This window comes from Bacillus sp. NEAU-CP5 (assembly GCF_026420705.1).
GTDB lineage: Bacteria > Bacillota > Bacilli > Bacillales > Bacillaceae > Bacillus > Bacillus velezensis.
In genome coordinates this window covers 152,795-166,719 of record NZ_JAPMOV010000002.1, presented here as the reverse complement: position 1 = coordinate 166,719, position 13,925 = coordinate 152,795, and the positions used below count along the sequence as shown (strand labels likewise).

Genomic DNA, 13,925 nt, shown 5'->3' with positions numbered 1-13,925 from the left:
TTAGATATTTCAATGCTTTTCCAACGGGGAAGATGTGATAGTAATTTAATCAATTGTACAAAAGTAAAAACTTTATTTAAAATGTTATAAATACGAAATTTAATATAGGAGGTTATCTGATGGCAGAAAAGAAAAAAGCTTTAATCATTGTGGATGTACAAAAAGCCTTTGATGATAAAAAGTGGGGAGAACGAAATAACGTAAAGGCGGAAGAAAATATCAGCAAAATACTGAAATTATGGAGAGAAAAAGGATGGACAGTCATATACATACAACATACTTCTGATAAACCTGGTTCTTTATTTTATCCAAAAAATGAGGGGGTTGCTATAAAGGAAATCGTTAAACCTATGGATAAAGAAGTCATTATAACCAAGAAAGTAAACAGCAGCTTTATTGGGACTAATCTAGAAGAGCTTTTAAAAGCAAATGATATAACAACTGTCGTAATCACTGGCTTGACTACGCCGCACTGTGTTTCAACAACCACAAGGATGAGCGGTAATTTAGGATTTGATACATACCTGATTTCAGATGCAACAGCAGCCTTCGGAATGAGAGATCAAAATGATACATATTATGATGCAGAGACTATTCACAATATATCTCTGGCCACGTTGCATGATGAATTTGCCACAATATTAACGACTGATCAATTAATCAATGATTTTATAAAAATAAACTGACTAACATTATGGCTAAGGGCGGCGGTGGATATAGGCGGCTGAAAAGCATATTCAGGCGCATACAAGGACCTCTCGAAAAATACGGGGATTACCGACTCTTTTCATCGTCGCAATATCGATTGAAAAAGGCATCTGCTTCAGATGCTTTTTTTGTTTCTTGTAAACCGGTTTTGATCGGCGGTTAACGGTCTGATTCGGCGAATAACAAAAGGCTTTACTAATCAGCGAATTATTCAAGATTTTTTGGTTTGTGCTGGGTCTGGTGACTTTTGATTTCCTCGAATATATTGGCTTGATCATCTTTTTGAGGCTGAGGCTCTTTGTTAAGACATTTTGGATCGATCACTTTTTTAAGGTCTTTGATGGTTAAAGGCTTACAGTCATCTTTTAATTCGTAGCCTAATTGTCCGTTAGCTTCTAAAGTGGCATATTTAATTGTATTTATATTTGAAATGCCAAGAAGCCTTAAACGCATTTCGAGTTGATCTGCTGTCAGTCTCAGCTTCTTTAAGTTTTCTATATTGAGTTGGCCGTCTTCTATAACGAATTTAGATTTTCCGGTTAAAAAAGATTCAATCCAGTTTACTTTTACTTGAAACCACTCCATTAAAATCAAAGCGCTAAAAAGGATAGACGCAGCGATTAATGTTTTCAATAAACTGGTTTCTAAAATGGGGTGAACGATAATCGTACCGATTGAAATCATCACCATTGTCTGTGCAATGGTCATTTGTGCAATGGATTTTCTCCCTGAAATTCTCAGTAAAATCATTCCGAATGCAATTATAATTAATTCTTCCCAAGCAAATCTCATGTTATCACCCTGGATTGTGTTTTATCAAAAATAAAAGAGCAAGTAAGAGGTTTTATGGGGTACTTGCTCACGAAAAATTATTGCCCTTACATTTAATTTTATTCATTTTAGGTGTTTTCCTAACTGGAGAAACTATTCTGCGAGGGTGAATTCATTTCGGAATCTCCAATACAAGAGGCGGCGGTGAATATTGGTGGCTGAAAAGCACACCAAGGAGTATAAGGAGTGCGTAAGGCATGAAATAGAAGAACCTTGCCCAGAAATACGAGTGAGTTGTCAATTAATACAATTAAGTCATAGGAAAAGCGGCATGGTTGGGAACAAAAAAGGATGCATACTGAGACATCCTGCTAAAATGCATTGAGGAACAACGGTCTGCTGCTGAGACAGAGCTTGAAATACGGTTGCTTGGAATCGCCGCACAACGCTCTTCGTTGATCATGGTATTTAGGAGGTTAGTAGGGAAAACAATTATGAAAAAAGGGATGAGAGAAAAATCTCTTATCCCTTAGATAATCTTAAAACCAACCTTGGTATTCACCGGTCCATGTGCCATCACTGTTCTGCTTGGCATCTTTTAAATAGTATTTAACTCCAGCAAATACTGTTACATTAAGAAGTTCTCCACGTGTATTAGCATTGATGTATATAGTTTTTAACACTGCCTGAGGAGCTGCCGTTTTATGACTCCCGCCATCTGCAGTCGGGCTTGCTGCAAAAGCAGGAGCAGCAGAAACAAGTAAAGCAAGTGATAGAGCTGAACCGGTTAAAACTTTTTTTAATTTCATTTAAAACACTCCCTTTTTTTATTTGATACAACTGTATTATATAACTGTATGTAAAATTTGTCCATATAAACTTATGTTAACTTTTTGTGAATATAAGAAAGTATTCTCCCCCATGAGTTTTATTAACTCGTACCATCTTATTTTAAGCCTCCAGAGTAAGGCATCATCATATGACGTCAAAACTGTTGTATGATACTAGGGAAATCATTTTTAGTCGAAATGAGGAGTTGCATGACTTTTACGGAACGGGCGGTAGCCATTATCAAACAGATACCTGAAGGAAAAGTGATGACGTATGGTCAAATTGCCGAACTTGCGGGAAGTCCGCGGGGAGCGAGGCAGGTTGTGCGGATTCTTCACTCCATGAGTAAAAAGCATCGTCTTCCTTGGCACAGGGTCATCAATGCAAAGGGCGAAATCGGATTGAGAGACGAAGAGATGTTTTCTGTACAGAAGCTGTCTCTTGAAGCTGAGGGGGTAGCGGTCACGTCAGACGGACGGATCGATCTCAATTTATACGTCCATGATCCGAATATGTAAAAAAACCTGCCGTATATCGGCAGGTTTTTCAGTTATATGCTGCTAGCCGGCCAGAAAGGTTTTGCCGGATATAAGGCCATTCCTCCCGAAGGATGGAGTAGTAGGCAGTATCTCTGAGGCCGCCGTCGACAGCCGGAATATGCGCGCGGCGGATTCCTTCAAATTGGGCACCGATCCGCAAAATCGCAGTTCGTGAGCGCTGGTTGCGAACATCGGTTTTCAGCGTAACCCTGACAGCTTGCCGCGCGTCAAACGCATGGGTCAGCAACAGAAGTTTACATTCCGTATTGACACCGGTCCGCTGCACGGCAGAGGCATACCATGTGCTGCCGATCTCACACACTTCCGGAGCTGCGTCCGCCGGCCGCGTAAACACTTCCGCCTCCATAAACCGCGTGCTTCCGACGATTCGGTCTGTTTCAATACTCCGTACTGCAAATGGCAATGCAAGTCCTTTTTCATAATCGGAAAGCGCGCGCTCAATATAACGCTTTGTTTCTTCGATTCCGTCAGGAACATGGGTGTAAGCGTAAGTCGTCCTATTTTCTGAAGCAGCTTCACAAAGTGCCTGAGTGTGATCAATCGTCATCGGCTCTAACTGAACGAGTGACCCTTTAAGAAGGACGGGCTTCAGCATTCTTATCACAACCTTTTTTTATGAATGGATCAAGTATAGTCGAACGGTTTATCATTCAAAAGAGCCAATTTTAAATTAAAATGGCGGGTCAATGAAATCCTCGATTCACACTTATGCATACATTCAGGAAAAAAGCGGAAACCTTTATGTGAAGAGGTGATGGTCATGGCATATGTGTTATCGGTCGGAACGAGCATTCCGAAGTATCATGTCTCGCAAGAAACGGCGGCGGATTTTGCGAGAGGGATGTTTGCCGATTCATTTAAGGATATTGACCGGCTGTTAAAAGCCTTTCAAAACGGTGAAATTGAATCAAGGCAGTTTGTCCGGCCGATTGAATGGTATAAAACGGCACGGGGTTTTTCAGAAAAAAACCGGCTGTATACGGAAGAAACCGTCAAGCATAGTGCGGATGCGGCACTTGATTGTTTAACAAACCCGGATTGTTTAACAAATCCCTTTCCATATGAAAAAGTGGATGCGATCTTTTTTATTTCCAGCACCGGGCTTTCGACACCCAGCATTGAAGCGAAAGTGATGAATCAGCTTCCGTTTTCTGCGAAAACAAAACGGATACCGATCTGGGGTTTAGGATGCGCGGGCGGAGCGGCCGGCCTGTCCAGGGCGTACGAATACTGCCGCGCGTATCCTGAAGCATACGTGCTTGTCATCGCGGCTGAACTCTGCAGCTTAACGTTTCAGCCGAACGACAAGTCAAAAAGCAACTTAATCGGAACTTCCCTGTTTGCGGACGGAATTGCCGCAGTACTAATCGGAGGAGAAAAGGCGAACCGAAACGAAGTCAAACAGCCGCTTCTTCCGCGGATATTCGCCACTCAATCGGTGATGATGCCGGATGCGGAAGATGTGATGGGCTGGGAATTCACCGACAGCGGTTTTCAAGTCATTTTTTCAAGAGATATTCCCACCCTGGTTTCACAGTGGCTGAAGGACAATGTTGATGAATTTTTATTTGAATATGGCGTCAGTCCTCACGACATTAAAACCTTTCTTGCCCATCCCGGCGGGAAAAAGGTCATTGACGCCTATTTAACGAGTCTTTCAATGGACACCGGGCAGCTTGCGGCATCTCGGAAGGTGCTGCAAAAACACGGGAACATGTCTTCCGCAACTATTTTTCATGTGATAAAAGAACAGTTGCTCCACGGACAGCAGAAAGAAAACGAAAAAGGGCTGATCGGCGCTCTCGGGCCGGGATTTTCGTCTGAGCTTTTGCTGTTCAGCTGGGAAAAGGGGGCCTCTTAATGTTTTGGCTGTTTATCATGCTGCTTGCGGCCCAGCGAATTGCGGAGATGATCGTGGCCCGGCGCAATGAGCAAAAGGTGAAAAAGCAAGGCGCAGTCGAATACGGAGAAGGACATTATCACTTTCTCGTCCTGATGCACGTGCTCTTTTTTGTCTCTCTTACAGCTGAGGTGGCGGCGTTTCAAAAAACGCCTTCTCCAAGGTGGACCGCCATTATATGTATTATTTTATTTGTACAAGGGATCAGGTATTGGGCGCTATTATCATTAGGGCGGTATTGGAATACGAAAATCCTTGTCGTGCCGGATGCGGAGCTTGTCAGAAAGGGGCCGTATAAGTGGATGAAACACCCGAACTACGCGGTCGTCATCTTAGAATTTATTTTTCTGCCGCTGTTATACGGAGCGTATTGGACACTGTTTCTCTTTTCGATTCTCAATGCCTGCATGCTCACTGTGAGGATTCGCGCCGAAGAGAAAGCGCTAGAAGAAAACACCGCAAAATAGAGATTGAAAATCATTCTCACTCATGATAAGATGTAAATGTGAAAATGATTCTCATTCAAGGTGGTGCCGAAAATGACTATGTTATTTTTATTTGCAGCCGTTTGTACATACAGTGTTTTAATTGGTTTCGTATTGAAAAAAGTTTCGAATAAATCGATGTCTTCATAAACATCTGCGGTTTTTCCTGCCGCGGGTGTTTTTTCTTTATCAGCTGCCGATATCGGCGGCTTTTTTGCGTTTCCTGAAGAAAAGTGAGCCATTCTTGTGTAAAATGGGGGAGAGGTTTTTTTCAGAGCTTTCTAAAAATGAAAAACGTCATTTGATGCGACAGACACAAAGGGGTAAAGACACATGACAGAAGAAGAACGCCATAACAGGGAGATTTTCAGCAGAACGGGTGCCTTATACGCACAATTTTTGGATCATCAGGATAAAAAACGGGCCGATCAGCTCGCGGCCATTATGAAAAAAGCGGCTGATGAAGAGGTTTATATCGCGTTCACCGGGCATTATTCGGCCGGAAAGTCCTCTTTATTAAACACATTGCTCGGTGAAGACATACTGCCGACAAGCCCGATTCCCACAAGCGCCAACCTCGTTGTCATCCGGCACGGTGAAGATAAAGTCGTGCTTCATACGACGGACGGGGCTTATGCAGAAATTAAAGGAAGTTACGATAAAGAACAAGTGCAGCAATTCTGTAAAGACGGTGAGCAAATTGAAACGGTGGAAGTCTATGCCGGCTTTAAGGAGTCAGAGCCTTATGCGGCCTACATCGACACACCGGGAATTGATTCGACGGACGAAGCGCATTTTTTATCGGCGGCTTCGGTCCTGCATCAGGCTGACACTTTATTTTACGTCGTTCATTATAATCACGTTCATTCAGAAGAAAATATGCTGTTTCTCAGCTCCATCAAAGACCGTATTCCGAATTTGTTTCTGATCGTCAACCAAATTGACAGACATGATGAAACTGAAACGAAGTTTGAAGAGTACCGCAGGCAGGTGGAAGATATGCTTGAAGGCGCGGGAATACCGAAAGAATCGCTTTTCTTTACGTCTGTCACTGAGCCTGACCATCCTTTAAACGGCATGGAACAGCTGAAAAAACATCTGCAGAAGCTGAAACAGCAGGCAAAAACAAATTTATGGTCCTTAACGGAGAGAAAAGTTGCACACTTAGTCAAAGAGCATACAGAGATGCTCGTAAAAGATGATAAAAACGGCAGCGGAGAGCAGTTTGACAAACAAGAAGCACTTGTCCGTTCTGTTGAAGGTGAGCTTAAAAAAGCCGTTCAACAGGCTGAAACAGCAGAGAAAGACATCAGAAAAGACGTGCAGAACATATTGCAAAACGCTAATCTGACACCCTTTGAGATGAGGGAGCTTGCATCTGCTTATATTGAATCACAGCAGCCCTCATTTAAAACCGGATTATTCTTTTCAAAAGCGAAAACGGCTCAGGAGAAAGAAAGAAGGCGTGCTGAATTTTTTGCCGCTATTAAAAATAGAACGGAAGGGGAAGCGGATTGGCATATTATCGACACATTTACAAAAGCGGCCAAGCGGTATGAAGCGGATTCGGACGAACTGATCAAGAAAATCCAGGCGTACCGCACACCGCTTTCTGATGATATCACCGCTCAGGCCCTTAAGCAGGGAGCGGCCTTTTCATCTGAATACGTATTAACTTATACGAAAGACCTTGCTGAAATGATCAGAAGGGAAGCCAAAAGACAGACAGCGGAACTCATTGAGGAGCTGACCGCTTATGTTCAGACAAAAAACGGACCGCTCATTGAGAACTTGAAAAACCGGCTCGAAAAAGAAAAGAAAATAAGGGATGAGCTCGCGCAATCGGCAAAAGAAGAACGCAATGCCTTGGAAAAAGCAGCCCAAGTCCGCGCTTTGTGGGAAGAAGAATTGACCTGTGATACGGGAAGCGGCGACTGGTATACGCGAAAAAAACGCCTTGCAAAAGCGCCCGTCCAAAAGAAACCAAAAGAGGCTGTACAGCATGAAGTAAGCAAGCCCGAAAAAAATGCGATGAAGGAACTTTCTATAAAAGAGCAGACTGATCGGTTCTATGAACTTGCCGGGATTCTTGAGTCCTCGAGCATATTAGGAAAACAGGCAGAAGCCTTTCGAAGCAGGATTGATCGGCTTGAAAACCGCCAGTTTACCTTGGCGTTATTCGGCGGATTCAGTTCCGGTAAATCATCATTTGCAAATGCGCTTGTCGGTGAATACGTGCTTCCGTCATCACCGACGCCCACAACGGCTACGATCAACAAAATAACGAAACCGCAAGACGGCAAACCGCATAAATCTGCGGAGATCGTTTTTAAAACGGAGGAGGAGCTGGACGCTGAAATGCTTCAGCTGACTGAGCTGAAAGATGCTGATGTAAAAGGGCGTTCACTGAAAGAGAGATGGAACTATGCCATTAAAAAGGGAAAAGTTCCGGATGAACTCATCCCGGTGATTCACACGATGCTGCAGGCGTTTGATACGTACGAAGAACAGATCCGTCAAAGGCTGACACTGACGGTGCCGGTTGAAGATTTAAAACCGTACGCAGCCGAAGAAAAAACGGCCTGCTGCGTAAAAGAAGTCACCGTGTATTATGATTCGCCTCTCACGCAAAAAGGCATCACTATTGTTGATACGCCGGGAGCAAGCAGTATAAACAAGCGCCATACGGAGCTTGCCTTTCAATATATAAAAGATGCTGACGCGTTCTTTTATATGACGTACTATCAGCATTCTTTTTCAAAAGGAGACAGGTCTTTTCTGAAGAAACTCGGCCTCGTCAAAGAATCATTCGGCATGGATAAAATGTTTTTTGTCATTAACGCCGCCGATCTGGCCAAAACCGAAAGCGAGCTGGAAACCGTCAAAGACTATGTCCGCTCAGAACTCTCAAAAGAGGGAATTAACCAGCCGAAATTATATCATGTCTCAAGTAAAGAAGAGCTTGCGGGTAAAAAAGAAGCTTTTTATAACAGGTTCTCTGATGTAAGAACCGGGCTTGAGCACTTTATTGAAGAAGATGTAATGAGGGCGAGCTGCGCCCAGCTGAAAACAGAGGCGGACAAATTGTGCGATATGGTGGAACAGCTTCACGAATCTCTTCACCAGTCGGCAGAAGAAAAAGAGAAAAAGAAACAGCGTCTGGAGTCTTCCTATGAAAAAGCTCTCGCTGACATTTCAAAGCGCCGTACGTCTGAGGTCATCATTCGAAAAGTGATGAAAGATACGGAAGAACAGCTCTATCACATTAAACATCGCCTGACGTTTTATGCGAATGATATGCTGAAAACCGCCTTCCATCCGGGCCTTCAAAACGGTGATTGGAAACAAAATATATCAGCGGCGCTGAATGAAGCGCTCAAGGAATTCCGTTTTGAATATATTCAAGAGCTGAAAACGCTCGATATCCGGATGACCGGTTTTATTGAGCGCCATATGACTGAGGAATGGATGGAAAACTGTCAGAAGAAGCTTATGGAAGACGGAGATTTCTCCATTTATGTCAGCGGTGAAAACGAATTTGCCGTCCAGCTGAAAGAGGTCGCTCCGGTCATTGACGTCTCAGCATTCTCACATCACGTAAAGGAAGTTAAATCACCGAAGCAGTTTTTTGAACAGAACGGAAAAGCAGCGTTTGTAGAAGGGCTCAGGCTCAGCCTGCAAAAAGTGACAGAAAAGTGGCTTGAACAGGAGAAAGAAAGCCTTTCAGAGCGATATACTGAGCAGGTGCGCCGTCTGCAAGAAGACATGGCGGATAAAAGCCTGTCCCAGATCCGCGAGCAGCGGGACACTTATTTACAAGGTCTTGCGGAAAATACGAGTGCAAGGGAAATTGAACACCTTTACGAAGCCGAAAAAGCATGGAAAAAGAAAGATGAAATGCTGAAAATTTAAAAATCCGGTTGGCGGGCAGATAACAGTCGTGGTAGACTAAAATGAAAAAAGCGAGATGAAACCTTTTATGTCAGAAGTCCATAAAGCAATTTCAGCACATTCCGCAAAACAGCATCAGCATGTCAAAACATTTGTACAGCTTGATTATGAGCGTGAACAGGCCATTGAAGAAGCCATTGTAAAATGCAGACAGAATAAACCGTTCACGACAGATGCCATCAATGGCATCACCGCAAAAATGAACCAGCTGGCGAAAAAGGGCATCGTGCCGCAAAGACGATTCGTAAGTGAAGAGATGGTGAAAGAATTCGTCAGCAGACAGTAATGGATGAACCTGCCGCGTGTGTCATCAGCGCTTGCTGTACATACTATCCGTATCTTCTCTAAAGGGGGATATGACCATGGGCAGAACAAAACTGGGAAACAGAAATGCTCAGCAGAATAACAATGCCAAAAAGAAAAACGGCTTCGGACAGAAATTTGATTCTTATGCCGGCCGTGAAGCTGAAAAGCTGATGGCAAGCAATAAAAGACACGGTGAGTAAACGTGACGGCAGCATCTTCCAAATGGGGGGATGCTGTTTTTTTACCGCCTTCTTTGGTAAAATAGGAACATTGAATAAAAAGGAGTATCGATATATGAATAATAAATTACTGCTCGTTGACGGCATGGCGCTTTTGTTCCGCTCGTTTTTCGCGACGGCCGTTCATCGCAATTTTATGATAAATGAAAACGGAATTCCCACAAACGGAGTCAACGGTTTTTTAAAGCATCTTATTACGGCGGTTGATACGTTTCAGCCCACACATGTTGTCTGCTGCTGGGATATGGGAAGCAAAACGTACCGTAATGATTTGTTTCAAGATTATAAAGCCAACAGAAGCGAACCGCCGCTAGAGCTGATTCCGCAATTTGATCTAGCGAAAGAAGCAGCGCGAGAGCTCGGTTTTTTAAACATCGGCATAAAAGGCTATGAGGCGGATGACTGTATCGGTACGCTTTCTGCTCTATTTTCCGGGGAAGCGGAAATTACGATTGTAACGGGTGATAAAGATCTGCTTCAATTGCTGAATGAACAAGTTCAGGTGGCTCTGCTGCAAAAGGGTATCGGCAATTATAAGGTATATACAGATGAGATATTCAGAGAAGAAACGGGAGTTCCGCCAAAAGCGCTGATTGACATTAAGGCGCTGATGGGAGACACGAGCGATAACTATCCCGGCGTTAAAGGGATCGGGGAAAAAACGGCGTACAAGCTGATCCGTGAATATCAAAACATAGACCGCTTATTAGAAAGCCTCGCTCTCTTGCCGAAGGGCCAGCAAACGAAAATTCAGCAAAGCTTGAAAGAATTGGAGCTGTCAAGGCAGCTTGCTGAAATACATTGCGAGGTGCCGTTAGTCTGTACGCTTGAAGAAGCGCTTTTTTCATTGAAGATGGAAGAGGCGGCATTCATGCTCAGACGTCATCAGATAAAAGGAATTGAAAGGATGCTCGAAAAGCTGAACGCCAGAGAGATCAGCTGATCCCTCTAGCGTTTAGTATTGCTTTTTTTTGCGTTGTTTTCAAGGGCTGATTTCGGGTCTTTATGCGCATTTCCTTCCATATTTCCTTGAGGATTCACGCCCCCGGTCAGCCTGCCTTTATTTTCTTTTCTCATAGCTGTTCACCTCATTTGTAGGATGAACAGTGAGACGCAATTTCATTCCGGTTATTTATTCAGCCGAATCGCTTTTTTTGCGAGCTGATCGGCTGTTTGGTTTTGTCTGCCGGGAATCCACTTAATGAAAAACAATGGAAACCCGGCCTTTAAGCGGGTGATTTCGTCAACAAACGGCTGGAAAGCCTTGTTTTTAACCGCTTCAAGATCTGCGGCCCGCTCCACGATATCCGAATCCGTCCGGAATGACACGGACTCAAATCCGCGGGCGGCACACAGCTTCATTCCTTCAATTAAAGCGAGAAATTCAGCTTCCTGATTTGAATGGTCGCCGATCGGAATTGAGAAAGATTCTGTTTTCCCGTCATGTTTAATAAAAATACCGATACCGGACGGGCCCGGGTTTCCGGCGCTTGCACCGTCTACATAAATTTCAGCGGGCATCATCCGTCACTCTCCATTCGGTGTCATTCGTTTTGCCGCATACGCATAAGGGACAGAAATGAGTGATACCGCAAATTTAATCAGGTAAGTTGAAATGAAGATGCTGAACCATACTCCCGCGGAATAAACGCCGATAAAGGCCACGGCAGTGAAGATAAATGTATCCAGCAGCTGGCTGAGCGCCGTGCTTCCGCTGTTTCTGAGCCAGAGAAGCCTATCTGAAGGAAAGATTCTCCGAATGGCTGAATATACATAAACATCTATCGTTTGGCTGAAAATAAAAGCCAAGAGGCTTCCGAGCGCAACACGCGGCAGAAAACCGAAAATCGTCTCAAGGGCCGGCTGTGCGATATCTGACGCAGCCGGTTTATATAAAAGAGCTCCCTGCATGGCGCATGTCAAAGCGAGCAGAGTGGAAAACCCGAGCCAGACAGCTTTGCGCGCTTCCCTGGGACCGTATTTTTCATTCAGCACATCTGTTGCGAAGAAAACGGTGCCGTACATGATATTTCCCAGTGTCGCCGTAAGCCCGAACAGCTCGACTGTTTTGACAACCTGCAAGTTGGCGCACACCGTGGCGAAACCGATCCATACGAATAGGCCCGTTTTGCCAAATCCTTTATAAAACAGAAGAACAATGATAAAATGAATGACCGCAAATAAGATCCATAACACATCGTTAAACAAAACCTGCTGACTTCCTTTCAATTTGAGAATGGTTTGATTATAGCACACGCCCGTCAACTAATGAATGGTAAGGTGATTTCAATGAATCTTAAGCCGTATATCGAAATAGAAGCAAAAGGAACAGGCCCTGTCGCGTTTTTTTCCGAAGATTGGCTGACCGTTCCGAAAGCGCGCATGCTTGCAAGAGAAGTCAGCCGCTTTCCTTATATAAAAGACATTTATTTTGAGGATGAAAAAGGCGCGAGCTGGACGCTTAAAGAATTAGAAAAGCTTACTGAAGAGCTTGCGGACGAACCTGACGACATTACAGTGTATTTCGACGGCGGCTTTGACAAAACAAGCGGACGCGCCGGACTCGGAATTGTCGTGTATTATTCTCTCGGCGGCAAGCGGCACCGCATACGGAAAAACAAAAGCTTAACGCTTCAGACGAACAATGAGGCGGAATATGCCGCTTTGTACGAAGCCCTTAAGGAAGTGCAGGAACTTGGCGCAAGCAGAAATTCAATCACGATAAGAGGGGATTCCCTCGTCGTTTTACATCAGCTTGACGGCAGCTGGCCGTGCTATGATGAAACGCAAAACGAATGGCTGGATAAAATTGAAGCGCTGCTCGAATCCTTAAAGCTGACACCGACATATGAAACCGTAAACCGAAAGGAAAATCAAGAAGCGGATGACCTTGCCAGAAAAATTCTCTTGGACCGGCAGATTGAAAGCCGCATAACATTAGAAGGTAACGGAGATGACTGATATTGGATAAAAAAAGCATTTATAAAGAATTGACTGAGCTTCAGGATGAATATTGCAAAGACTGTTTCGTAAAAAAGCATTTTCGCAAAGAGTTTGGAAAAACGCACGCTCATTCTTTCTGCATCAACCAATGCACGGTGGGGGAGAAGCTGAAAGCCTACGGCAAGGTGCTGACAAATCAATAAAAAATAAAACCGCAGTTTCTGCGGTTTTATTTTTCGAATTCATCGAGCTGATGCTGGCAATCGTCGAGAAGCATTTGCTGCTTTTGCAGAAAATCCTGGTCGAGAGCTTGCAGTTCACTGGATTGTGACATCGTTCTGGCATCCTGAATCGCCTGGTAAGCAGATTCCACCAAAGTTGAATTTTGGCCCCGGGTAGCCGCTCCCGTTGTTTTCTGGGCCGTTTCTACCGCTAATTCAAGCTGGCGTTTATCCGTCAGTCCGTTTGGAAAAAATTCAGAGTCCATTAAAAAACACCTCCGCAAATAGTTTGGAGATTTTTTTTAGAAATATGTACGGAAAATAGAAAAAATATATAAAATGAGCCGATATAACTATTGAACCTGATTAATTAGGGCTTAATTACTATTATTCAGGGTATCTTGGGAGAGAAGGGAAAAACCAGCCGTGAATGATAATGATTTAAAAACAATCCTTCAGCAGACATTTAAAGAAATATACGGTGATTTGGGAAGTTTAGCGGAAATGGCGAAAAAAGGAATGCCGTCAATGGAGAAACAAATTGAAGAAATCGAGCAGCGCTGCAAGCAGAATCTTGTCGCAATTGAGATTCAGACGGCAATCAAATAGGAGAGGCATACGCCTCTCCTCTATTTGTGTCATCTGATCAACATGTATTGAGTTTAGAGTTTTACAACATTAGAAGCTTGAGGTCCACGATTACCTTCGACAATTTCAAAAGAAACTTCTTGTCCTTCTTCTAATGATTTGTATCCGTCTCCTTCGATAGCAGTGAAGTGAACAAATACGTCGTCTCCGCCTTCAACTTCGATGAAGCCGAATCCTTTTTCGTTATTGAACCATTTTACTTTACCGTTTTGCATATTGCTTAATTCCTCCTAGTACTGTAGCACCTTCGTGCTAAAAAAAATTTTGTCATCATTCAACCGTACGTATGTTTACGTTGTTAAATGATGGTTCAACTATACACCATATGGGAGCGGGCGTCAAGCGGCCGCTCTCTATTTTTC

The 13,925-nt window shown here is 43.7% G+C and carries 20 protein-coding genes and 1 pseudogene; 12 read left to right on the top strand and 9 right to left on the bottom strand.

What is annotated here, in order from left to right; all coding sequences use genetic code 11:
• The first annotated feature begins 119 nt into the window (after positions 1–119).
• The gene (locus tag OTK50_RS06000; protein WP_224223629.1) at positions 120–686 is read left to right on the top strand and encodes a cysteine hydrolase family protein; all 567 of its coding nucleotides are present in this window, start codon (positions 120–122) and stop codon (positions 684–686) included.
• A gap of 229 nt (positions 687–915) precedes the next feature.
• Here OTK50_RS06000 and OTK50_RS05995 read toward each other — a convergent pair whose 3' ends face one another.
• Together OTK50_RS05995 and OTK50_RS05990 are read right to left on the bottom strand one after the other, a co-directional pair.
• A complete protein-coding gene (locus tag OTK50_RS05995) occupies positions 916–1,500 on the bottom strand; it encodes a DUF421 domain-containing protein (RefSeq protein WP_082998659.1) in 585 nt (194 codons plus the stop codon).
• 518 nt (positions 1,501–2,018) lie between these two features.
• Positions 2,019–2,288 carry a hypothetical protein gene (locus OTK50_RS05990; protein ID WP_039063248.1) on the bottom strand — a complete coding sequence of 90 codons (270 nt, stop codon included), beginning with the start codon at positions 2,286–2,288 and terminating at the stop codon, positions 2,019–2,021.
• Between the two features lie 231 nt (positions 2,289–2,519).
• Here OTK50_RS05990 and OTK50_RS05985 point away from each other — a divergent pair, with 231 nt between their 5' ends.
• The gene (locus OTK50_RS05985) at positions 2,520–2,828 is read left to right on the top strand and encodes an MGMT family protein (protein WP_224223628.1); all 309 of its coding nucleotides are present in this window, start codon (positions 2,520–2,522) and stop codon (positions 2,826–2,828) included.
• 28 nt (positions 2,829–2,856) lie between these two features.
• On the opposite strand, the gene OTK50_RS05980 is transcribed toward OTK50_RS05985, so the two are convergent.
• The gene (locus OTK50_RS05980) at positions 2,857–3,465 is read right to left on the bottom strand and encodes a GNAT family N-acetyltransferase (RefSeq protein ID WP_224223627.1); all 609 of its coding nucleotides are present in this window, start codon (positions 3,463–3,465) and stop codon (positions 2,857–2,859) included.
• A 165-nt stretch (positions 3,466–3,630) separates the two neighbouring features.
• Between OTK50_RS05980 and OTK50_RS05975 the strand changes: the two genes are divergently transcribed.
• The 7 genes from OTK50_RS05975 (at position 3,631) to OTK50_RS05945 (ending at position 10,694) form a co-directional block, all read left to right on the top strand.
• Positions 3,631–4,731, top strand: coding sequence for a type III polyketide synthase (locus OTK50_RS05975; RefSeq protein WP_266121842.1), 1,101 nt, complete (start codon positions 3,631–3,633; stop codon positions 4,729–4,731).
• Positions 4,731–5,237 carry an isoprenylcysteine carboxyl methyltransferase family protein gene (locus OTK50_RS05970; RefSeq protein ID WP_224223625.1) on the top strand — a complete coding sequence of 169 codons (507 nt, stop codon included), beginning with the start codon at positions 4,731–4,733 and terminating at the stop codon, positions 5,235–5,237. The genes OTK50_RS05975 and OTK50_RS05970 overlap by 1 nt, the downstream gene beginning before the upstream one ends.
• Before the next feature lie 72 nt (positions 5,238–5,309).
• Positions 5,310–5,405 carry a Fur-regulated basic protein FbpC gene (gene fbpC / locus OTK50_RS05965; RefSeq protein WP_025284905.1) on the top strand — a complete coding sequence of 32 codons (96 nt, stop codon included), beginning with the start codon at positions 5,310–5,312 and terminating at the stop codon, positions 5,403–5,405.
• Positions 5,406–5,588: 183 nt separating this feature from the next.
• Complete coding sequence (locus OTK50_RS05960; protein ID WP_266121841.1) at positions 5,589–9,167, top strand: dynamin family protein; 3,579 nt, start codon at positions 5,589–5,591, stop codon at positions 9,165–9,167.
• A gap of 67 nt (positions 9,168–9,234) precedes the next feature.
• Positions 9,235–9,492, top strand: a complete 258-nt coding sequence (locus OTK50_RS05955) for a YpbS family protein (protein ID WP_012117818.1) — start codon at positions 9,235–9,237, stop codon at positions 9,490–9,492.
• 76 nt (positions 9,493–9,568) lie between these two features.
• Complete coding sequence (locus OTK50_RS05950; protein ID WP_003153570.1) at positions 9,569–9,712, top strand: hypothetical protein; 144 nt, start codon at positions 9,569–9,571, stop codon at positions 9,710–9,712.
• A gap of 94 nt (positions 9,713–9,806) precedes the next feature.
• Positions 9,807–10,694: a 5'-3' exonuclease gene (locus OTK50_RS05945; protein WP_224223623.1), complete on the top strand. Its 888-nt coding sequence runs from the start codon at positions 9,807–9,809 to the stop codon at positions 10,692–10,694.
• A gap of 5 nt (positions 10,695–10,699) precedes the next feature.
• Here the strand turns inward: OTK50_RS05945 and sspL are convergent, their stop codons facing one another.
• From sspL to OTK50_RS05930, 3 genes are read right to left on the bottom strand one after another with little or no spacing between them, the layout of a single operon-like run.
• A complete protein-coding gene (gene sspL / locus OTK50_RS05940; RefSeq protein ID WP_003153575.1) occupies positions 10,700–10,828 on the bottom strand; it encodes a small, acid-soluble spore protein L in 129 nt (42 codons plus the stop codon).
• Positions 10,829–10,879: 51 nt separating this feature from the next.
• Entirely contained in the window at positions 10,880–11,272 is a 393-nt protein-coding gene (locus OTK50_RS05935) for a reverse transcriptase-like protein (protein ID WP_174737814.1), read from the bottom strand.
• 6 nt (positions 11,273–11,278) lie between these two features.
• Positions 11,279–11,959 carry a queuosine precursor transporter gene (locus OTK50_RS05930; protein WP_012117815.1) on the bottom strand — a complete coding sequence of 227 codons (681 nt, stop codon included), beginning with the start codon at positions 11,957–11,959 and terminating at the stop codon, positions 11,279–11,281.
• Between the two features lie 81 nt (positions 11,960–12,040).
• On the opposite strand from OTK50_RS05930, the gene OTK50_RS05925 reads away from it, so the two are divergent.
• Together OTK50_RS05925 and OTK50_RS05920 are read left to right on the top strand one after the other, a co-directional pair.
• A complete protein-coding gene (locus OTK50_RS05925) occupies positions 12,041–12,712 on the top strand; it encodes a ribonuclease H family protein (protein ID WP_224223622.1) in 672 nt (223 codons plus the stop codon).
• A gap of 2 nt (positions 12,713–12,714) precedes the next feature.
• Entirely contained in the window at positions 12,715–12,897 is a 183-nt protein-coding gene (locus tag OTK50_RS05920) for a zinc-finger domain-containing protein (protein WP_003153581.1), read from the top strand.
• Between the two features lie 26 nt (positions 12,898–12,923).
• Here OTK50_RS05920 and OTK50_RS05915 read toward each other — a convergent pair whose 3' ends face one another.
• Complete coding sequence (locus tag OTK50_RS05915) at positions 12,924–13,181, bottom strand: DUF2564 family protein (RefSeq protein WP_224223621.1); 258 nt, start codon at positions 13,179–13,181, stop codon at positions 12,924–12,926.
• A 160-nt stretch (positions 13,182–13,341) separates the two neighbouring features.
• Here OTK50_RS05915 and OTK50_RS05910 point away from each other — a divergent pair, with 160 nt between their 5' ends.
• Positions 13,342–13,524, top strand: a complete 183-nt coding sequence (locus OTK50_RS05910; RefSeq protein ID WP_003153585.1) for a hypothetical protein — start codon at positions 13,342–13,344, stop codon at positions 13,522–13,524.
• Between the two features lie 53 nt (positions 13,525–13,577).
• Here the strand turns inward: OTK50_RS05910 and cspD are convergent, their stop codons facing one another.
• Both cspD and OTK50_RS05900 read right to left on the bottom strand, forming a co-directional pair.
• Positions 13,578–13,778, bottom strand: a complete 201-nt coding sequence (gene cspD / locus OTK50_RS05905) for a cold-shock protein CspD (protein WP_003230776.1) — start codon at positions 13,776–13,778, stop codon at positions 13,578–13,580.
• A 15-nt stretch (positions 13,779–13,793) separates the two neighbouring features.
• A pseudogene (locus tag OTK50_RS05900) lies at positions 13,794–13,905 on the bottom strand (hypothetical protein); the annotation flags it as partial.
• Positions 13,906–13,925: the final 20 nt, after the last annotated feature.